General features: G+C 32.9%; 15 protein-coding genes and 1 riboswitch. Of the genes, 11 read left to right on the top strand and 4 right to left on the bottom strand.

What is annotated here, in order from left to right; genetic code table 11:
* Positions 1 to 140: 140 nt before the first annotated feature.
* From smc to ffh, 4 genes are read left to right on the top strand one after another with little or no spacing between them, the layout of a single operon-like run.
* The gene (gene smc / locus AOB58_RS03665) at positions 141 to 3710 is read left to right on the top strand and encodes a chromosome segregation protein SMC (protein ID WP_021338724.1); all 3570 of its coding nucleotides are present in this window, start codon (positions 141 to 143) and stop codon (positions 3708 to 3710) included.
* Positions 3707 to 4951, top strand: coding sequence for a signal recognition particle-docking protein FtsY (gene ftsY / locus AOB58_RS03660; RefSeq protein WP_021338725.1), 1245 nt, complete (start codon positions 3707 to 3709; stop codon positions 4949 to 4951). Before smc ends, ftsY begins: the two co-directional genes overlap by 4 nt.
* Entirely contained in the window at positions 4938 to 5270 is a 333-nt protein-coding gene (locus AOB58_RS03655; protein ID WP_064782963.1) for a putative DNA-binding protein, read from the top strand. The genes ftsY and AOB58_RS03655 overlap by 14 nt, the downstream gene beginning before the upstream one ends.
* 25 nt (positions 5271 to 5295) lie before the next feature.
* Positions 5296 to 6663 (top strand): signal recognition particle protein, encoded by a 1368-nt coding sequence (gene ffh, locus AOB58_RS03650; RefSeq protein ID WP_002507878.1) that lies wholly within the window; start codon positions 5296 to 5298, stop codon positions 6661 to 6663.
* A gap of 529 nt (positions 6664 to 7192) precedes the next feature.
* On the opposite strand, the gene AOB58_RS03645 is transcribed toward ffh, so the two are convergent.
* The gene (locus AOB58_RS03645; protein ID WP_064782962.1) at positions 7193 to 8506 is read right to left on the bottom strand and encodes an NtaA/DmoA family FMN-dependent monooxygenase; all 1314 of its coding nucleotides are present in this window, start codon (positions 8504 to 8506) and stop codon (positions 7193 to 7195) included.
* Between the two features lie 26 nt (positions 8507 to 8532).
* Positions 8533 to 9285, bottom strand: a complete 753-nt coding sequence (locus AOB58_RS03640; RefSeq protein WP_064782961.1) for a 3-oxoacyl-ACP reductase — start codon at positions 9283 to 9285, stop codon at positions 8533 to 8535.
* A 130-nt stretch (positions 9286 to 9415) separates the two neighbouring features.
* A riboswitch (TPP riboswitch) is annotated at positions 9416 to 9514 on the bottom strand.
* 258 nt (positions 9515 to 9772) lie between these two features.
* Here AOB58_RS03640 and rpsP point away from each other — a divergent pair.
* From rpsP to rplS, 4 genes are all read left to right on the top strand, one after another.
* Positions 9773 to 10039: a 30S ribosomal protein S16 gene (gene rpsP / locus AOB58_RS03635; RefSeq protein ID WP_002507875.1), complete on the top strand. Its 267-nt coding sequence runs from the start codon at positions 9773 to 9775 to the stop codon at positions 10037 to 10039.
* 220 nt (positions 10040 to 10259) lie between these two features.
* A complete protein-coding gene (gene rimM / locus AOB58_RS03630) occupies positions 10260 to 10763 on the top strand; it encodes a ribosome maturation factor RimM (protein ID WP_021338729.1) in 504 nt (167 codons plus the stop codon).
* The gene (gene trmD, locus AOB58_RS03625) at positions 10763 to 11500 is read left to right on the top strand and encodes a tRNA (guanosine(37)-N1)-methyltransferase TrmD (RefSeq protein ID WP_021338730.1); all 738 of its coding nucleotides are present in this window, start codon (positions 10763 to 10765) and stop codon (positions 11498 to 11500) included. The genes rimM and trmD overlap by 1 nt, the downstream gene beginning before the upstream one ends.
* 101 nt (positions 11501 to 11601) lie before the next feature.
* Complete coding sequence (gene rplS / locus AOB58_RS03620) at positions 11602 to 11952, top strand: 50S ribosomal protein L19 (protein ID WP_002507872.1); 351 nt, start codon at positions 11602 to 11604, stop codon at positions 11950 to 11952.
* Between the two features lie 415 nt (positions 11953 to 12367).
* Here rplS and AOB58_RS03615 read toward each other — a convergent pair whose 3' ends face one another.
* Together AOB58_RS03615 and AOB58_RS03610 are read right to left on the bottom strand one after the other, a co-directional pair.
* Positions 12368 to 14983 (bottom strand): YfhO family protein, encoded by a 2616-nt coding sequence (locus AOB58_RS03615; protein WP_046465280.1) that lies wholly within the window; start codon positions 14981 to 14983, stop codon positions 12368 to 12370.
* A gap of 36 nt (positions 14984 to 15019) precedes the next feature.
* Positions 15020 to 17617, bottom strand: a complete 2598-nt coding sequence (locus tag AOB58_RS03610) for a YfhO family protein (RefSeq protein ID WP_064782960.1) — start codon at positions 17615 to 17617, stop codon at positions 15020 to 15022.
* A 371-nt stretch (positions 17618 to 17988) separates the two neighbouring features.
* On the opposite strand from AOB58_RS03610, the gene ylqF reads away from it, so the two are divergent.
* From ylqF to sucC, 3 genes are all read left to right on the top strand, one after another.
* A complete protein-coding gene (gene ylqF / locus AOB58_RS03605; RefSeq protein ID WP_021338733.1) occupies positions 17989 to 18849 on the top strand; it encodes a ribosome biogenesis GTPase YlqF in 861 nt (286 codons plus the stop codon).
* 7 nt (positions 18850 to 18856) lie between these two features.
* Positions 18857 to 19627, top strand: a complete 771-nt coding sequence (locus AOB58_RS03600) for a ribonuclease HII (protein WP_021338734.1) — start codon at positions 18857 to 18859, stop codon at positions 19625 to 19627.
* A 107-nt stretch (positions 19628 to 19734) separates the two neighbouring features.
* On the top strand, positions 19735 to 20901 hold the full coding sequence (gene sucC / locus AOB58_RS03595) for an ADP-forming succinate--CoA ligase subunit beta (RefSeq protein ID WP_021338735.1): 1167 nt from the start codon (positions 19735 to 19737) through the stop codon (positions 20899 to 20901).
* The last annotated feature ends 2 nt before the right edge of the window (positions 20902 to 20903 follow it).

Raw genomic sequence — 20903 nt, 5'->3', positions numbered from 1 at the left:
ACAATATGATAAAAAAATCATATATTGTTAAGACCTTCGCAATAGCAATGTAGTTAATAAAGAAATATATTAGCCTTCAGGTTAATGCATGAGTATTTCTAAACTGTGAAGCAGCAAGGAACACTTTAAAGGAGAATAGCATGGTATATTTGAAATCAATAGATGCCTTTGGGTTTAAATCGTTTGCGGAGCACACAAATGTACAATTTGATGAAGGTGTAACAGCAATTGTAGGCCCTAACGGCAGTGGGAAAAGTAACATAACAGATGCAATAAAATGGGTGTTAGGTGAACAATCAGCTAAATCACTACGTGGCGCTAAAATGGAAGATATTATTTTTTCAGGCGCAGAACATCGAAAAGCTCAAAATTATGCAGAAGTTAAATTGAAATTAGATAATAGCTCAGGCAAGTTACAATTAGACGCGACAGAAATCGTCGTAACACGTCGATTATACAGAAGTGGTGAAAGTGAGTATTATCTTAATAATGACCGTGCAAGATTAAAAGATATTATTGATTTGTTTTTAGACTCAGGTTTAGGAAAAGAAGCGTTTAGTATTATTTCGCAAGGTCGTGTAGATGAAATACTAAATGCTAAACCAGTGGATAGAAGACAAATACTAGAAGAATCTGCAGGAGTTTTAAAATATAAAAAACGCAAAGCTGCTTCTGTACAAAAGCTCGATCAAACAGAAGATAACCTTTCAAGAATACAAGATATTCTATATGATTTAGAGGGGCGAGTTGAACCATTAAGAGAAGAAGCAGCAATTGCTAAAGAATATAAACATCTTTCCAAAGAAATGGAAAGAAGTGATGTACTTGTAACGGTTTATGATATTGAACAATATAGTAAGAATATTCATGAACTTGATGATAATTTAAATAATTTAAAGAGTCATCAAGCTACAAAAGATGCAGAGAAAGTACAATATACACAAGCATTAAACAAATATAAATCTGAAAGACAACAACTAGATGAACATATTGAATCATTAAATTTTCAACTTGTTAAAGCGACAGAAGAAGTTGAAAAGTATGCAGGACAACTTAACGTGTTAGAAGAACGTAAGAAAAATCAATCACAAACAAACGCTCGTTTTGAAGAAGAACAAGAAAGTCTTAAAATACAAACAGAAACCTTAAAACAAGAAAAGATAGATGCACAAAATCAAATAGATAAATTAAAAAAACAACAAAAAGAGTTGAATGAAAAAATTCAATACTTTGAATCACAACTCTATGTCAGTGATGAACAACATGACGAAAAATTAGAAACAATCAAAGATGAATATTATCAACTCATGTCTGAACAATCTGATGTAAATAATGACATTCGCTTTTTAGAACATACCATCCAAGAAAATGAAACGAAACAATCACGTTTAGATAGTAGATTACTTGAAGCCTTTGAACAACTGAAGAAAATTCAAAGCGACATCAATGAAGCTGAAAAACAAACCGCGACGGCTCAAAAAGAATTGAAAAAATCTGAGCAACAGCTCAATAATTATGAAAAGAAATTAACACAACTTAAACAACAACAATCTGAGTACGAAGAAAAATTGCATCAAGCGTATAGATTTAACGATAAATTAAAATCCCGTATCGATAGTTTGGCCACGCAACAGGAAGAATATAGCTATTTCTTTAATGGTGTAAAACATATACTTAAGGCTAAAGACAATAAACTTTCAGGGATACGTGGAGCAGTTGCTGAAGTAATTCAAGTGCCATCCGATTTAACTAAAGCAATCGAAACTGCACTTGGTGCATCACTACAGCATGTGATTGTAGATTCAGAAAAAGATGGTAGACAGGCAATTCAATATCTAAAACAAAACGGTTTCGGTAGAGCGACGTTTTTACCACTCAATGTAATTCAACCTCGCCAAATTGGTAATGAAATTATGAAAACTGCACAAAATAGTGAGGGTTTTATTAATATTGCTGCACAAGCAATTGAAGTAGATTCAGATTATCAAAATGTAGTTCAAAATTTACTTGGTAATACAATAATTGTAGATGAATTGAAAAATGCCAACGACTTAGCACGTAAAATCCGTTATCGTACGCGTATTGTGACTTTAGAAGGCGATATCGTGAACCCTGGTGGTTCAATGACGGGTGGCGGAGATCGTAAATCTAAAAGTATTTTAGCTCAAAAAGATGAACTGACAACGATGCGTGCCCAACTCGAAGATTATCAACAGCAAACATTAGCATTTGAAAAACAATTTCAAAATATTAAAAATGAGTCAGATCAACTGAGCGAAAAATATTTTGATACAAGTCAACATTATAATGCTATTAAACAAAGTGCTCATAATTATGAATTAGAACTAGACAGATTACGTAAAAGTGAAGCGCATTTAAAAGACGAGCATGAAGAATTTGAATTTGAAAAAAATGATGGCTACCAAAGTGAAACAAGTAAACAAACACTTGATGATAAAAAGCAAAGATTATCTAAAATCAAAACACAGCTACAAAAATTAGAAGATGATATCAATCTTTATACAAAACTTTCTAAAGAAGGTAAAGAAAGCACAACACAAATCCAGCAACAATTACATCAAAAGCAATCCGATTTGGCAGTTGTAAAAGAACGATTAAATACTCAAAAACAAACTGAGTCAAAAATAGCAAAACAACTCAATGATGTTATTGTGCAACATCAAAAATTAGAAGAACAAATTAAACTCTTTAATTCAGATGAAATGACAGGCGAAAAAGCATTTGAAACGATTCAATATAATATGGAACAAAGTAAAGCCGAGAAAGCAAAATTATCTCAAAACATAGAAGACGTTAAATCGCGTAGACTCGAATTGAATGATACAATTGAAGTGACAGATCAAAAACTTCAAGAAGCAAATCAAGATATTCTTTCTATAGAAAATCGTTATCAAGATATTAAATCCGAGCAGTCACGTTTAGATGTATTAATTAATTATGCGATTGATCATTTGAGCGAAGATTATCACATAACATATGAACGTGCGAGTGAATTATATGATTTAGATGAAGATATAGACGTTTTACGCAAAAAAGTAAAATTAACTAAAATGTCTATTGAAGAGTTAGGACCAGTTAATTTAAATGCGATTGAACAATTTGAAGAAATTAATACGCGTTTTACATTTTTAGATGAACAACGTGCTGACTTGAGAGCAGCGAAAACAACTTTAGAACAACTTATCGAAGAAATGGATCAAGAAGTGAAAGATCGTTTTAAAGAAACATTTCATGCCGTTCAAGGATATTTTTCAGATGTGTTTAAATCATTGTTTGGTGGGGGTCAAGCAGAACTACGCTTAACAGATGATGACTATCTATCTGCAGGTGTAGATATCATTGTGCAACCACCTGGTAAGAAGTTACAACATTTGTCACTGCTTAGTGGTGGAGAACGTGCTTTGAGTGCTATAGCATTATTATTTGCGATTTTAAAAGTTCGCTCAGCGCCATTTGTTATCTTAGATGAAGTTGAAGCGGCACTTGATGAAGCAAACGTGATACGTTATGCACAATACTTAAAAAATCTATCAGACCAAACTCAATTTATTGTGATTACACACCGTAAAGGTACAATGGAATTCTCAGATCGCTTATATGGTGTAACAATGCAAGAATCTGGAGTTTCCAAACTAGTAAGTGTTAATTTAAATACGATTGATGAAGTGATTAAGGAGGAACAAACATGAGCTTTTTCAAACGATTAAAAGATAAATTTTCAGCACCTTCAGAAGAACAAAAGCAACAACTTGAAGAATTAGAACAACAAGACGCAGAACAACAATCAGAACAACAAGGTGAAGCATCACAAGATAGAGAAACCGAAATTCAAGATAAACCAGCGAAAAAAGTTAAAAAATTAAAAGAAGCTGACTTTGATGATGATGGATTAATCTCTATTGAAGATTTTGAAGAAATTGAAGCGCAACAGCTTGGTGCCAAATTTAGAGCTGGTTTAGAAAAATCGCGTGAGAATTTCCAAGCACAACTTAATAATTTACTCGCACGTTATCGTAAAGTTGATGAAGAGTTCTTCGAAGCATTAGAAGAAATGTTAATTACTGCAGATGTTGGATTTAATACTGTGATGCAACTTGTAGAAGAATTACGTGAAGAAGCGCAACGTCGCAATATTACTGAAACAGAGGATTTACGTGAAGTTATTGTTGAGAAAATTGTAGAAATCTATCACCAAGATGATGATAACTCAGAAGTGATGAATATAGAAAATGAAGGATTAAATGTAATCCTTATGGTCGGAGTGAATGGTGTTGGTAAGACAACAACAATTGGTAAATTAGCGCATCGTTACCAAGCTGAAGGCAAAAAAGTAATGCTTGCTGCTGGAGATACATTCAGAGCTGGTGCAATTGAACAACTTAAAGTATGGGGCGAACGCGTTGGTGTTGAAGTGTTGAGCCAAAGAGAAGGTTCAGACCCAGCTGCAGTAATGTATGATGCAATTAACGCAGCTAAAAGTAAAGACGTAGATATTTTAATATGTGATACTGCTGGCCGTTTACAAAACAAATCCAATTTAATGAATGAATTAGAGAAAGTTAAACGAGTTATTGGACGTGCTGTACCAGAGGCACCTCATGAAGTTTTACTTTGTCTTGATGCAACGACAGGTCAAAATGCATTGTCACAAGCAAAATCATTTAAAGAGGTTACAAATGTTACAGGTATTGTATTAACAAAATTAGATGGTACTGCTAAAGGTGGTATCGTATTAGCGATTCGTAATGAACTTCATATCCCAGTTAAATACGTAGGTTTAGGTGAAAAATTAGATGATCTCCAACCATTCAATCCTGAGAGCTATGTGTATGGATTATTCGCTGATATGATTGAACAAAATGTCGAAGAAGCACCTGAGTCAAATCAGAGTGAAGCAGAAATTGAAGGTAATTCAGATGAGTCAAAATGATTTAATTAAAACGATACGTATGAATTATCTGTTTGACTTTTACCAATCATTACTAACGAATAAGCAAAGAAACTATTTAGAATTATTTTATTTACAAGATTATTCTTTAAGTGAGATTGCTGATACGTTTGATGTGAGTCGTCAAGCAGTGTATGATAATATAAGAAGAACTGGCGATTTAGTGGAAGATTATGAAAAAAAATTAGGATTATACCAGAATTTTGAACAAAGACAAAAATTATATGAACATATAAAACAGCACATAAATGATCCAGAAAAAATAAAACAATACATTCAAGCACTTGAAGATTTAGAATAAAAGTATATAAAGGAGGGTATTTGATATGGCATTTGAAGGATTATCCGATCGTCTACAAGGAACGATGCAAAAAATCCGAGGCAAAGGTAAAGTTACTGAAGCAGATATTAAATTGATGATGCGTGAAGTAAGATTAGCATTATTAGAAGCCGATGTTAACTTTAAAGTGGTAAAGGAATTTGTCAAAACTGTATCAGATAGAGCTTTAGGTTCAGATGTTATGAAGTCATTAACACCTGGACAACAAGTCATCAAAATTGTGCAAGAAGAACTTACCCAACTTATGGGAGGGGAAAATGCTACGATTAAAATGGCTAACAAGCCGCCAACTGTAGTGATGATGGTTGGTTTACAAGGTGCTGGTAAGACTACCACTGCTGGTAAATTAGCATTATTAATGCGTAAAAAATATAATAAAAAGCCATTATTGGTAGCGGCAGATATTTATCGTCCTGCGGCAATTGATCAATTGCAAACAGTAGGTAAACAAATCGACATTCCAGTTTATAGTGAAGGCGATCAAGTTAAGCCACAACAAATCGTTGAAAATGCAATCGCACATGCAAAAGAAGCGCATTTAGATTTTGTTATTATTGATACTGCTGGTCGTCTACACGTTGATGAAGCATTAATGCAAGAATTAAGCGATGTAAAAGAAATTACGAAACCAGATGAAATTATGTTAGTTGTTGATGCGATGACAGGTCAAGATGCTGTGAATGTTGCAGAATCTTTTGATTCTCAATTAGAATTATCTGGCGTAACATTAACAAAATTAGATGGTGATACACGTGGTGGTGCTGCACTTTCAATCAGATCAGTTACTCAAAAACCGATTAAATTTGTAGGTATGAGTGAGAAACTAGATGGCTTAGAAGCATTCCATCCTGAACGTATGGCATCTCGTATATTAGGTATGGGAGATGTATTGAGTTTAATTGAAAAAGCACAAACAGATGTGGATGAAGATAAAGCAAAAGACTTAGAAAAGAAAATGCGTACATCTTCGTTTACATTGGAAGATTTCTTAGAACAATTAGACCAAGTTAAAAGTTTAGGACCTCTTGATGACATTATGAAAATGATTCCTGGCATGAACAAAATGAAAGGCATTGAAAATATGAATATGGACGATAAGCAAATTGATCATATTAAAGCCATCATTCAATCTATGACGCCTAATGAGCGTAACAAACCTGAAACTTTAAATGTTTCTCGTAAAAAACGTATTGCTAAAGGTTCAGGACGTTCAGTGCAAGAAATCAATAGATTGATGAAACAATTCACTGATATGAAAAAAATGATGAAACAATTTTCCGGTGGCGGTAAAGGCAAAAAAGGCAAACGCAAACAAATGGAAAATATGATGAATGGCATGAACTTACCATTCTAAAATCATAAATTTTGTATAACTATAAATAATAAAAACCAAAACAACGATGCTTAGACAAATCGTTGCATAGTGTCGACAAAGTCTATGACTTTGTTGGCATTTTTTTGTGCTTTCTTTCCTTAGTTAATAGTATCAGCCTGTATTCTTCGATTAATACTTTTCCACAGGAGTACGCCCAACCCACTGCCACATTTCAAATAAAATGAATTTAATAAATCATTTATCGTTATTTATTGATGCAACTTATATAAAGGTAAATAAAAAACAAATGTATAATAGAATTAGTGAAAATTGTGGTCTCAAATAATTGAAAGAAGATTTGAAGATACTAAAGATATGATATGAGAAAGTGTAGAGGAATAAAAAATCTATAAATACGACGCTGATTTGTCTTGCCATAAATCCTAAAAATTAAGACTTATTAAAAAAACCAAATGATGTAAGGTCATTTGGTTTGTCTTCGTTCTGTAATGATTCTTTGACAAATTACCGTTCTGGTTTCTCGTCAATTGTATTATTTGAAGAATGATTAAATTTTTTCTAATCCTAAATGATCACGGAAAGTATGACCATCATAAGTTGTTCTGTATAAATTTCTTTTTTGTAATTCGGGTACAATAAATGCTACGAAATCCTCTAAACTATCTGGAAAGACAGGCGGCATCAAATTAAAACCATCGGCTACACCACTTAGTAACCAGTACTCCATTTGATCTACGATATCTTCAGGAGTACCAATCAAGGTGAAATGCCCGCCACCAGCATTTAAGTAACCGAGTAGTTCTCTTACAGTTGGATGAGTATCACGAATAATTTCCAATATTGTTTCGTAACGGCCAACTGGTCCTGTAAAATCTTCTACAGGAGGCAGGGGTGGCACGGGTTCATCTAACTCCCAGTTTTGACAATCTTGTTGAATAAAGAAACTTAATTGCTTTAATGCGGTTTCCACCGGTAAGGCTTTGTCTAACTTTTCTTTCTTAGCATAGGCTTTTTCATAAGTTTCAGCGACATATGTAACTAGACCGGGAAAAATTTTGATATATCTACTATTGTTTTTTGATAATTGTAATTGTTGATCGAGCTTTTCTCGAAAAGCTTGTGCTTGTTTAAAGTTCCAGGATACTGAATACACTGCATCTGCATATTGAGTTGCTAAAGCAATACCTTGTGAAGATGCACCAGCTTGCATAGCTACTGGACGACCTTGTGGACTACTTGGCGTTGTTGATGGTCCTTTAACTTTGAAATGTTTACCATGATGATTAATAGCATTAATGTCATCATCATTAATAATTTTTTTATTCTTTCGATCATGTAAAAAATGTTTTTTATCCCAAGATGTGAATAACCGATTCATCACTTTTGCAAATTCAGCAGCAATTTCATAGCGTTCATTATGATCAGGGAGCATTTCCATACTGTGATTTAAAGCTTCTAAATCTGTCATAGAGGTGACAAGATTCCAACCTATACGTCCATTTGAAAGATGATCTAGACTGAGCAACTGTCTAGATGCGGTAAAAGGATTTGAGAATGTACTTGAAATTGTTGCGACAAGTCCAATATGTGTTGTCACATGAGCAATAGCAGATAAACTGACGATAGGATCGAACCAAAATGCCGGCATATCAGTAGAAGATTTCGCAGGAAAAGATTGATTGTCCGCGAAAAATACTGCGTCGAATAGTCCCTTTTCAGCAAGTTGAGCTAATTCCTGATAATAAATAATTTCACCGATACGTGACACACTAGAGTTCGGCATTAACCACGCAGCTTGGTGATGACCACAAGCATATAATAAAACGCCAATATTAAGTTGTTTTTGATTTTTATCAGACATAGAAAGCACTTCCTAATTTTAATTTGTTAATTCATTGTTAAGCCACCATCAACTGTGAAATTTTGTCCTGTTATACCATTAGCTTGTTCAGAAGCTAAGTATGCAACCATGTTTGCAATGTCTTGTGGCGAAGTCACTCGTTTAAGCGGTGTTGTTTGTGCAATCATGTCAAATACTTCAGTCGTGGTTGTAGCACTTGCGTCAGTTGTTTTTAACAGGCCTCCTGACACGACATTAGCTCTAATACCAAATTTACCAAGCTCGGCAGCAATATTACGAGTAAAGCCAATTAATCCTGCTTTTGCAGTTGTATATTCATGATAAGGTACAACGGGATTTTGATATAAATTTGTCCCGATAGAAATAATAATGCCTTGCTGTCTTTCCAAAAATTGAGGCATGACACTTTGTGTTACATTGAAGGCAGCTTTTAAAGTGCCATCTATCTGTTGTTGATAATCATCCCATGCTAAATCTGTAAATGATTTTTGCTGTGTAGGATCAAACTTAAAACCTACTAATGCATTGTTAATCACGACATCAATTTTCCCGAAATATTGGGTAGCTTGTTCAATTAAGTGGTCAATATCATTTCTATTTGTGACATCAGCTTGAATGGCAATTGCATGGTCAGAGCCGATGTCAGAAACAAGATCTTCTGCTAACGATTTATTTTTGTAATAATTGATTATAATATTGTACCCTTGTTGCGATAGTGTTTTTGCAATCGTTGCACCTAAGCCTCTACTACTACCAGTTACTAAAATAGTTTTATTCATAACTTTCACTCCTAAAATTTTAAAAAGTAAAATTAAAAAAATACACAACCCTCACTATAGAAAGTTGTGTATTAGAAATGATAGAATAGTAATATTGCAAAAAGGCAAGATTGCCCCTTGAATATAGGATATAAAATCTTTCACACTTTCCTCCGCTAGTTTCAGCTAGATCAGGTTCAAAGGGTTTGAGTTGTACTCATCTCAGTTAAAAACACCCCTAGTGCATGTGCTTATTTAATTTAATCTCAATGTATAGCTTTTAAATATAGATGTCAAGAGACTTAATATAAGACAAGGCATATCATAGTGGTGTAAAGTGCGTGAAAAGAGGAAATTGACAAAAGCGCGTTATTTAAAAGGTAATTGATGAGAAAAAATGATTTTTTAAAATTGGTAAAGGATAACCTCTTTACAAATATTAGAAGAACTGGTATCATTATTTCTTGTAGAAAATAAATACTTATGAAATTAAAAGGAGAGAATATAAATGGCAGTTAAAATTCGTTTAACACGTTTAGGCTCAAAAAGAAATCCATTCTATCGTATCGTAGTTGCAGATGCTCGTGCACCACGTGACGGTCGTATTATCGAACAAATTGGTACTTACAACCCTAACAATGTAAATGCAGCAGAAGTTAAAATCGACGAAGAATCAGCACTTAAATGGTTAAAAGACGGTGCTAAACCGACTGATACAGTTCACAATATCTTATCAAGAGAAGGTATTTTGAAAAAATTCGACGACCAAAAATAAGTTTTAAACTTATTAAACAAATATAGTGTTTGTAAGAGTACCGTTTAGGTGCTCTTTTTTTAATGGAAAATATTATAATCAGTGCTTTAACATAGTTGAGAATAAGAAAATTTTCTATTGAGGAATGTATTACTATGTTAGATTTATACATGTTATAATAATTAAATAATACATAAAAATTACACAACATTTATAAGATACATTTATCGGAGGCACATATATGAAAGTTGAAGTTGGAAAAATTGTTAATACACATGGCATTAAAGGTGAAGTGAAAATAAAGTCTAATTCTGATTTTACAGATAAACGTTTTCAACCAGGAGAAATAGTTGAAATAGCACGTAAAGATAAAGCGCCACTTGAATTTAAAATTGCTTCATATCGTATGCATAAAGGACTGCATATGCTTACGTTTGAAGGTATCAATAATATTAATGATATCGAGTACCTAAAAGGTGAAACACTTTTACAAGAACGTGATCATGAAGAAATAGAACTTGGAGAACATGAATTTTATTATTCAGATATCATTGGCTGTACCGTTTTTAATGAAGATACTCCAATTGGTCGTGTGATTGAGATATTTGAAACAGGTGCAAACGATGTGTGGGTAGTCAAAGGCGACAAAGAATACCTCATTCCTTATATCGCGGATGTGGTCAAAGAGATTGATGTAGAAGGTAGACGTATTCAAATCACGCCTATGGAAGGATTATTAGATTAATGAGAATCGACTATTTAACATTATTTCCTGGCATGTTTGAAGGTGTTTTAAACCAATCTATTTTAAAACGAGCCCAAGAAAAAGATTTGCTACAAGTAAATACAGTGGATTTTAGACACTTTGCTGAAAACAAACATAATCAAGTGGATGACTACCCATTTGGAGGCGGTCAGGGGATGGTGTTAAAGCCGGAACCGATATTCAATGCAATGGATAGTATTGAGCGAACAGAAGACACAAGGGTCATTTTAATGTGCCCTCAAGGTCGTCCCTTTACTCAAGCAATTGCTAATGAACTCAGTCAGGCAGAGCACTTAGTATTTATTTGCGGGCATTATGAAGGCTACGATGAAAGAATCCGTGAATATTTAGTCACTGATGAAATTTCAATGGGGGACTATGTATTGACTGGTGGTGAACTACCGGCGATGGTAATGACAGATGCGGTAGTTAGACTTTTACCTGGTGTTTTAGGTAATCAACAATCTCACATGGATGATTCCTTTCAAGATGGTTTATTAGAGTTTCCACAATATACACGACCACGTATATACAAAGATTTGAATGTACCAGACGTTTTATTATCAGGTAACCATGCCCACATTGATAACTGGCGTTATGAACAGAAAATTTTAAGAACATGGGAAAAACGTCCGGATTTATTAGAACAGTATCCGTTGACTAAAAAAGACCAAGAAATTATAGAAAGATATAAAAAGCAATTGAAAAAAGATTAGTAGTATGCTAATATATTTTAAGTGTGCGACACACGAAAATCACTATGATCCGCTGCTATATTTTGTCTAGGCAAGAACATAGGTTGAAGGAGAGAAAAATAATGAGTAATCACAAATTAATCGAAGCAGTAACTCAATCGCAATTACGCACAGATATACCTTCATTCCGTCCAGGTGACACTTTAAAAGTTCACGTACGTATTGTTGAAGGTACTCGCGAACGTATCCAATTATTCGAAGGTGTAGTTATTAAACGCCGTGGTGGAGGAGTTTCAGAATCTTTCACTGTACGTAAAATATCTTCAGGTGTTGGTGTGGAACGTACATTCCCATTACACACTCCAAAAATCGAAAAAATTGAAGTTAAACGCCGTGGTAAAGTACGTCGTGCTAAATTATACTACCTACGTGAATTACGTGGTAAAGCTGCTAGAATTAAAGAAATTCGTTAATCAGCAAATTAGACATAAAAAAAGCGATTCCCCAATGGGAGTCGCTTTTTTTGATGCATATATATAATATAAGCTACATTAGGTTGTCTTGCTAGAAAAATAAATTTAGTCGAAGTTTCTAGCAAACCTAAGTAGCTCATTAAAGAGGTTGAGATAAAATACATGTTCTCAGCCTCAATTATTATATTGGCAGTGGCTGACTGAACTGAAAATGCGTTTATATCAAGCTTTTAAAGAACTACTACTTCATTTATGAAGATAAGTAGTTCTTATGCAAGAGCTAAAGCGCTTGTATTCCATTTTCTAGCCAGCTTTGCCGGTGTGAGACGACGAAATCTTGTTAGAAAAATTAGATTTCTGTCTCATTCCCTTTAGCGTATAAGAAAATAACAGATTTAGCACTTTAATATTATGCTTAATTTTTTGGTTTAATCCATTTCGTGAATCCAATACTCAATATAATACCTAGAACACTTAAAACTACCAAGATAGTTGTATGTGGTGGCGTATACTTGAGTTCTATTTTTTCTTGCCCCTTTTCAACGGGGATTACGGTCATTATGCCATTGCCTTGTTTTACAGGGAGTGTTTTATCATTGGCATATGCCTTCATACCATCACGATATGCCATTGGTAAGACAAGATAGCCTTCGTCATTTTTGTCTTTTTTAATTGTATAACCAGAACGTTGTTCAGACACTTGTACATTATCTAACGCTTTAGACGCTTTATTTAAAGTTTCATAGTTTTCACCGTAAATGCCTTTAATATTAAAGCGATATTTACCTTGTGATAATTTAACTTGTAGTTTTTCATCTGCTTTTACACGCATTGTAACAGGCGTGACAAACCGACGATATTTATAAGTCAATTCATTACGACTTTGATTGTATTCGTTCACACCGACGTCATGTTGCTTGTCAGGGCTTAATAGTTCAACATCCATTTCTATATACATGTCTTTGTATTTATTTGCAATGGAGGATGGTAGGGTGTAAGTTATGCCACCTTTGTCTTTTGTCACTGTAAGCTTTCCGTCTTTATCTCTATGCGCATTATTTAATGAGGTAGAGGTTTTGTCTAATAAATTTTCATTAGACTTAATTTGGCTGTTTGGTTTAGCATCTTTATCGTTGAACACGACACCTTGTAACATTGCTTGTTCTTTATCAAGCGGTGATTTAAGATCTTTCGAATCATACACCTTGTTGGTTATATGAGCACTTGGATATTTAATTTCGTTTGTTGAATGAATAAATGACTCTTTTTTTGAATGATGAATCGTATCTTTAGGTTCAAAACCGAAAGACATATTCGAATCATCTGGTCGACGTATACGATCATTAACGTTCCATAATGCCATTAAATTCGCTCTATTTGATAATAATCGATAAGTACTATTTTTATCAGTATGCATATTAATTTGTAATGTCTGATCATAATATTTTAATATGTCACCATCAAAAATACTTGAATATAAAGCAATACCATTAAAATGATAAATCATTGGTGAATTAAGACCATATTGCGACATATAATCAATTCTACTCAGTGGATCATCATTATGCCGTTGATTAATCTCGTCTATTTTCTTAGATAAAGCAGGACTTTTATATTTTGAAGCATGCATAGCTGATTTGGTTGATTCATAATTCCTTACATTATTGTAGTGATGATTAGAAAGAATCATACTTTGTTGAACAATAAATAATACTAATAATACTGCTAAAGGCCAACGTTTTTTTAGTAGAGACCTTTTAAATAAAAGTATCCCGATAAAAATCATAATAATGAGACAAGCGAGCATCCATGTCATTTTTTCTTTTTCAACTATAATTGTCATGATTGACATGAAAAGCAAGGCGGGGGCACATGCTAAGATATATGGCTTGAGTTTTAATTCTGAAATGTGTTGAATAAACAATGCAATTAATCCTGCTGTGGTGAAAGCAAATATGTAAACCCATCTGCGTTCGGGTGTCGAAAAGCCATTAAACATACTATCAAAATAGGGTGTCAATGAACCAACCAACATAATCCAAATCATAATTGCAAAAAATCTATAATAATAATGTTTATATAACTTAAATGATAGCAATGCTACTATAGCGATAATCGAAACAGTGATATAAAACCCATTACTAAAAAAGTGTTTTTGTCGTGCAAAATCTGTAAACATATTTATTTTAAAATGTGGATTGCTTACTCGATCATTGTTGAAAAACGAAGTAACCCCGGTATAGAATCCCCAAATACTGACTAGTGTACTTAATACTATTGCTACAGGAATAATCCATAATTTTTGCTTGCGAGTGACGATATCACTCGGGTGAGGGAATACTAATCTATAAAAGTAATATGCAAATAGTACAAGCGATTCATAATAACTAAAATAGAAATTTGAAAATAAAGTTAGAGCTACAGCAAAAATAAATAACCCTATTTTCTTTTCTCTATAAAATCGTTCAATAGCCAATAAGGAGAGTGGAAGAAAAATAAGCAAGTCTCCGTAATATGACCAAGTAAAATTAAAATAAATTACTACTGTTGAGGCACCATATAACATAGAAGCCAAAAAAACAGCATGACGATTAAATTTTATATATCTAAAATAGTAAAAGGCTAGTACGAACGTTACTACACCTTTTACAAAAGCAACAATCAGTTGGTTACTTGCCCAATACGTGATGTTACTTGGATTACTATTAAATAATACTTCTGATAGCCAGACAAAAATAAAATTAATCAAAGTAAATGGCGAAGTAGCATAATAATAAGCTAAATCTTTTACATAATCGCCACCTAAACCAAATGAATGATCATAAAAACTTTTGAATTGGCTAAAATGTTCATACAAATACATTTGAAATGGCATCATTTGTCTATAGCCATCACCACTCCCGCTAAAAACAATCCCTTCAGTTAAATAACGAAAGATATATGGTGTGAATGTTAGTAAAGCAACGCCTATACCCAGCGCAACAATACAAATAAATCTTGTAACTTTGTGGGCCCAAAGTTTACGAAACATCGTCATACCTCATCTCTGACAAACTCCTTTTAAATATTAATTTAAATTGCGCTGTGTTTTTTTATTTATGTGAATGCACCAAACTACACTCAAGATGATACTAATGACTGAAAGTGCGATCATAGCATACCAATATTGTGGTTTGTATTTAATTGTAATTTCACTGCTATCCTTATTTACAGGCACACCTGTCATCATATAATTTACTTTTAATGGTTTTACTTTTTTACCATCTACGTATGCAGTCATACCTTTTCTATAAGGAATATTAATAGAAGCAATACCTTTCTTATGGGGACCTAATATTACTTTAACGCCATTTTTGATATCTTGATAATGCCCCACATTGTTCTGTGTGCTATGTGCGGTTTCAAGCTTTTTATAATTTTCTCCATGTAAACTTTGTAATTCAAATTCATAATTACCACTAGGGCTAAGTGCAATGTTTATATCACCATTTTTATCTGGTTGTGTTCTATAAAGTTGTGTATCAACCCCAGTACGATAAGTAGAATTGTTGAATAACCGATTGTTCGAATAACCGTTTATATTTACAGAAAAATTACTATCAGGTTTGCCTCTTTTAACTTTTAGCGTCACGTAAAAATCTTTATATTGTGATCTAATGTTTTTTGGAACATGGATTTGTACTTGTCCCTGTTTATTATTGTTAGGAATATATATTTTTTTATCTGTTTTACGATTCATATTTTGATAGGTGATTTTGGTTTGATTTAATAAGTTTTCAGCTTTATCTGTGTATGTTTTACCCTCATTATTTAAAATTATTCCATCAATCATTGCATGTTCTCTATCTATAGGTTCTTTAAGTTCTTGTGCATCAAAGACTTGATCTGAAACACGCACGGAAGGCAAGTTTAAAGTATTTTCATAGATTTGGTATTGTCCATCTTTTTTAACTTTTTTGAAATGTGCAGGCACGCTATTTTGGTAATCTTTTAACATTAAATAACGAACAGATAATAAACTATTAATGTTTTGTCTACCATTCGTTGATTGGTATCTACTTACAGATTCTTCTTTCATATTAATTTTCAAATCATCGTAATAATAATCAAGTATATTGTGGTCAAAAATACTTGAATAAAGACTCATTCCCTTAAAATGCTGATACATCGGTGTATTATCTTGCTCATTAACGCGCCAATCAATCCGCTCATCTTCAGATTTTTCTTTTTTCATATTAGTAACTAACTGCTGCTGAAGCGGTGTGTTAAAGAGACTGGCATTAACATAATAACTATTTGCGCGTTGAACATGATCATCAAAATAAATTTGGTTGCGTATAAATACGACAGACACTAAAACAGAAAGTATCATAATAGACAATATAAAGAGATGCGTTAATTTCGTTCTTATTTTAGGTTCTTTAACGAAAAGTATGAGTAAACCAATCACACTAACTATAGGCATATACCATAGCCACGAAACAAACTTGTCATATTGCCAAGCACTTGCAAAGATAAACCCTAGAGCGACTATAGAAGATAATATATACGTTTTTAAAGGTAATGTTCGGAAATATTTTACATAAAATCCTATTAAAATGGCCGAATTAAAAGCAATGAGATAGTGCCAGCGTTTTTGTGGTGCTGAAAAGCCATTAAATAACTGATCTACAAAAGGTAGAAAGCTAGCACAAATTGAAATCAAAGTAAAAATTGCGAATAATTTGAAATAAAAATGCTTATATAATTTGAATGATAGCAATGCTTGAATCGTTAAGAAAAGTATGACGATTAAATAATTGTCATAAAATATATTTGTATTTTGGTTAAAAGGTTCAAATAAGTCTACATCTCCATCAAAAGGGATACGTCTATTATTAAAGTAACTTTGTATTGCTGGGAAAAAGAAAAACAAACTGCAACCTAGTGCAAATAATGCTGAAATGCATAATGTCATTAATGCGTTGAATCTAGTTACGAGATCATTCTTATGTTTGAAAACCATCCTAGACATAAAATATAAAAGACCTGTTATTAATTGATAATAGGCAAAATAAAAATTATTAATTAATGAAATGGTTACGATAATTATAAAGAAACCTGGTTTGCCACTTTTTAAGAAGCGTTCGATGGACCATAGTAGTAACGGTAACCATATAAAAACGTCACTAAAAAATGGCCAATAAACTGTGAACCTAAAATAAAGTGGTGACATTACAAAAATAAATGCTGATAATACGGCTATTTTGCGATTGTGTGAAACATATTGAACATAGATAAATGTTGCTATCATTGCTATAGAAGATTTAATTATAGAAACGACTAAGGCATTTGTCATCCAAAACATCACATCAGAGGTATCCATCGGTATGACTACTTTAAGTAAGACAATGATAATGACATTCAAAATAAATATAATATTTGTCGAAAAGTAATAACTTAAGTCAGTAAAAAAGTCTCCGCCTAGACCAAAGTCAGAAGCATAAAACCAATTGTCATGACTCCAATTATCAAACAAATACATTTGAATTGGCACCATTTGTTCCATACCATCATTAGGCCCTGTAAATAAAACGCCATCATGGATAAATCTATAAATAACATAACTGTGTCCAATAACAGCTAGTAATAAGAATAAACATGTGTACAAAAATTTACGCTTCATAAACGACTCCTGTATATGTAATAAATATAATTCCATTGTAACGATATTTTATGAATTAAGATAAAAATAACTATTATTTATTTAGAAAAATATAATTCATTAAGTCTTAAACGTTTTAAAAGTTAAAGAGGATAAATAAAAAATAAACGAATTTTAATCGTTTTTAGAGATCTAAACGTGGTGTCTAAAATAAATTGAAGTATATTACTAAATAATGTTGTAAAATTAAAGTTAATGACATTATTTTATTTATATCGTTATAGGTGACGTGTTATGATTTTAAAGTCAAAGAACAGAAAATGAAATAAAAGCACAAGTGTAAAATTAAAACTTTTAATTAAATAGAGCGTAAATAGAGAAAGGTGATATATATGGTAATTCAATGGTATCCAGGACACATGGCTAAAGCAAAAAGAGAAGTATCCGAAGAGTTAAAGAAAGTAGATGTAGTGTTTGAACTTGTAGATGCACGTATCCCTTACAGTTCAAGAAATCCAATGATAGATGAAGTAATACAACAAAAACCACGTGTAGTCATTTTAAATAAAAAAGATATGGCAAATTTAAAAGAGCTAGTAAAATGGGAAAACTATTTTAAAGGGAAAGGTTTTTATCCTGTAGCAATTGATGCAAAACACGGCAAGGGTTTAAAACTCGTAGAGCAAGCAGCAATAAAAGCAACAACAGAGAAATTCGAAAAAGAAAAGCAAAAAGGATTAAAACCACGTGCTATTAGAGCGATGATTGTTGGTATTCCTAACGTTGGAAAATCAACATTAATTAATAAATTAGCAAATAAATCTGTCACTAAAACAGGTAATACGCCAGGTGTAACAAAACAACAACAATGGATTAAAGTAGGGAAATCATTGCAATTGTTAGATACGCCAGGTATTTTATGGCCTAAATTTGAAGACCAATTAGTTGGAAAAAAATTAAGTATCACTGGAGCTATCAAAGATAGTATTGTGCATTTAGATGAAGTAGCAATTTATGGTTTAGAATTTATGAAAGAACACGACTACGAAGGGTTAAAAGAACATTACAAAGTCGATGTGCCAATCGATGCAGAGAACCTAGAGTGGTTTGATGCTATAGGGCGCCGTCGTGGATTATTAAGACGTGGTAATGAAGTTGATTATGAAGCGGTTATTGATCTAGTTATACATGAAGTGAGAAATGCCAGAATCGGCACTTACACTTTTGATATCGCTAGTGAAATGGACGTGTAAATATATTATGAGTCAAACCATTCAACAAATTAAATTATTGTTACAAGATATTCATTCGTTAGAAACTTTAAAAAATCATTCTGTTAATGACGATGATCGTAAAGGTGTACAAAACGCAATTGTTTCTAGAAGAAAACAATTGGAAAAAGTTCAAAAATTACTAGAAAATTATAAAGAGATGTCTCATTATGAAAATGAAATACTGTCTGATGATGACAAAGCGTTAGTTTGTGGCATAGATGAGGTGGGAAGAGGGCCATTAGCTGGTCCTGTTGTTACTTGCGCAGTTATTTTAAATAAAGATCACCATTTCACAGGTTTAAATGACTCAAAACAACTCTCTGCAAAGAAAAGAAATATTTTGGAAGAACAATTGCTATCAGAAGTATATGCATATGCGTATGGTGTGGCAACAGTTGAGGAAATAGATCAAATTAATATTTATGAAGCAACTAAATTGGCAATGATAAGAGCAGTTGAGGCTTTATCTGTTAAGCCTACACATTTACTGATAGATGCGATGACACTAGATGTAGATATTCCTCAAACATCCTTAGTTAAAGGAGATGCTAAAAGCGTATCTATAGCAGCAGCAAGTGTATTAGCCAAAGAACATAGAGATAGATATATGCGCGAACTTGCAGTTAAACACCCAGGTTATGGTTTCGAAAAAAATGTTGGGTATGGTACTCAACAACATTTAGATGGTATTAGTCAACACGGCATAATAAATGAACACAGAAAAACTTTTGAACCAATTAAATCACTTTCAAATTAATGGTAAAAAACAAAAGATTTAAATAACTGGGCTAAATGAGTTTACAACAGCGCTTACATTTCATATAATTAGTTATGAACTTAACCTAAGAAACAGGAGGATGGAGAATGAATATCCACGAGTATCAAGGTAAAGCATTATTTCGTACTATGGGCGTTGCTGTCCCAGAAGGACGCGTAGCGTTCACTGCTGACGAAGCGGTAGAAAAAGCAAAAGAATTAAATTCAAAAGTATATGTGGTAAAAGCACAGATTCACGCTGGGGGTAGAGGTAAAGCAGGTGGAGTTAAAATTGCTAAATCACTATCTGAAGTTGAAACTTACGCTAAAGAATTATTAGGTAAGACGCTTGTAACACATCAAACTGGTCCTGAAGGTAAAGAAATTAAACGCCTTTACATAGAAGAGGGCTGCGATATTCAAAAAGAATATTATGTTGGATTTGTAATTGATCGTGCGACTGACAGTGTTACTTTGATGGCATCAGAAGAAGGCGGAACTGAAATTGAAGAAGTTGCTGCTGAATCACCTGAAAAAATATTCAAAGAAACTATTGATCCTATTGTTGGTTTAGCACCATATCAAGCTAGAAGAATCGCTTTTAATATTAATATTCCAAAAGAATCAATTAATAAAGCAGCTAAATTTTTAGTTTCACTTTATAATGTTTTCATCGAAAAAGACTGTTCTATTGTAGAAATCAACCCATTAGTAACAACTAATGATGGTGATGTTTTAGCATTAGATGCAAAAGTTAACTTTGATGATAATGCATTATTTAAACATAAAGATATCCAAGAATTACGCGATTTAGAAGAAGAAGATCCAAAAGAAATCGAAGCTTCTAAGTACGATTTATCATATATTGCATTAGATGGAGATATCGGTTGTATGGTAAATGGTGCTGGTTTAGCTATGGCAACTATGGATACAATTAACCACTTTGGCGGCAACCCGGCAAACTTCCTAGATGTAGGGGGCGGTGCAACTAAAGAAAAAGTTACTGAAGCATTTAAAATCATTTTAGGTGATGACAACGTAAAAGGTATTTTTGTTAATATCTTTGGTGGAATCATGAAATGTGACATTATTGCTGAAGGTATCGTTGCTGCAGTTAAAGAAGTAGAACTTACTTTACCGCTTGTTGTACGTTTAGAAGGTACAAATGTTGAAAAAGGTAAAGAAATTCTTAAAGATTCTGGCTTAGCAATTGAATCAGCTGCAACTATGGCAGAAGGCGCACAAAAAATCGTAAAACTTGTTAAAGAAGCGTAGGA

Origin of the sequence: Staphylococcus sp. AntiMn-1 (genome assembly GCF_001663395.1) — a bacterium.
Lineage (GTDB): Bacteria > Bacillota > Bacilli > Staphylococcales > Staphylococcaceae > Staphylococcus > Staphylococcus equorum.
The sequence above is the reverse complement of the archived record's forward strand: the minus strand, read 5'-3'. Positions and strand labels throughout refer to the sequence as shown.

Excerpts from the sequence above, each read along its gene's own strand:
- trmD (WP_021338730.1), top strand. The coding sequence starts at position 10,763 with ATGAGAATCGACTATTTAACATTATTTCCTGGCATGTTTGAAGGTGTT.
- AOB58_RS03640 (WP_064782961.1), bottom strand. The coding sequence starts at position 9,285 with ATGAATAAAACTATTTTAGTAACTGGTAGTAGTAGAGGCTTAGGTGCA.
- ftsY (WP_021338725.1), top strand. The coding sequence starts at position 3,707 with ATGAGCTTTTTCAAACGATTAAAAGATAAATTTTCAGCACCTTCAGAA.
- AOB58_RS03610 (WP_064782960.1), bottom strand. The coding sequence starts at position 17,617 with ATGAAGCGTAAATTTTTGTACACATGTTTATTCTTATTACTAGCTGTT.
- smc (WP_021338724.1), top strand. The coding sequence starts at position 141 with ATGGTATATTTGAAATCAATAGATGCCTTTGGGTTTAAATCGTTTGCG.
- ffh (WP_002507878.1), top strand. The coding sequence starts at position 5,296 with ATGGCATTTGAAGGATTATCCGATCGTCTACAAGGAACGATGCAAAAA.
- ylqF (WP_021338733.1), top strand. The coding sequence starts at position 17,989 with ATGGTAATTCAATGGTATCCAGGACACATGGCTAAAGCAAAAAGAGAA.
- AOB58_RS03600 (WP_021338734.1), top strand. The coding sequence starts at position 18,857 with ATGAGTCAAACCATTCAACAAATTAAATTATTGTTACAAGATATTCAT.
- sucC (WP_021338735.1), top strand. The coding sequence starts at position 19,735 with ATGAATATCCACGAGTATCAAGGTAAAGCATTATTTCGTACTATGGGC.
- AOB58_RS03645 (WP_064782962.1), bottom strand. The coding sequence starts at position 8,506 with ATGTCTGATAAAAATCAAAAACAACTTAATATTGGCGTTTTATTATAT.
- AOB58_RS03615 (WP_046465280.1), bottom strand. The coding sequence starts at position 14,983 with ATGTTTCGTAAACTTTGGGCCCACAAAGTTACAAGATTTATTTGTATT.
- rpsP (WP_002507875.1), top strand. The coding sequence starts at position 9,773 with ATGGCAGTTAAAATTCGTTTAACACGTTTAGGCTCAAAAAGAAATCCA.
- rimM (WP_021338729.1), top strand. The coding sequence starts at position 10,260 with ATGAAAGTTGAAGTTGGAAAAATTGTTAATACACATGGCATTAAAGGT.
- rplS (WP_002507872.1), top strand. The coding sequence starts at position 11,602 with ATGAGTAATCACAAATTAATCGAAGCAGTAACTCAATCGCAATTACGC.
- AOB58_RS03655 (WP_064782963.1), top strand. The coding sequence starts at position 4,938 with ATGAGTCAAAATGATTTAATTAAAACGATACGTATGAATTATCTGTTT.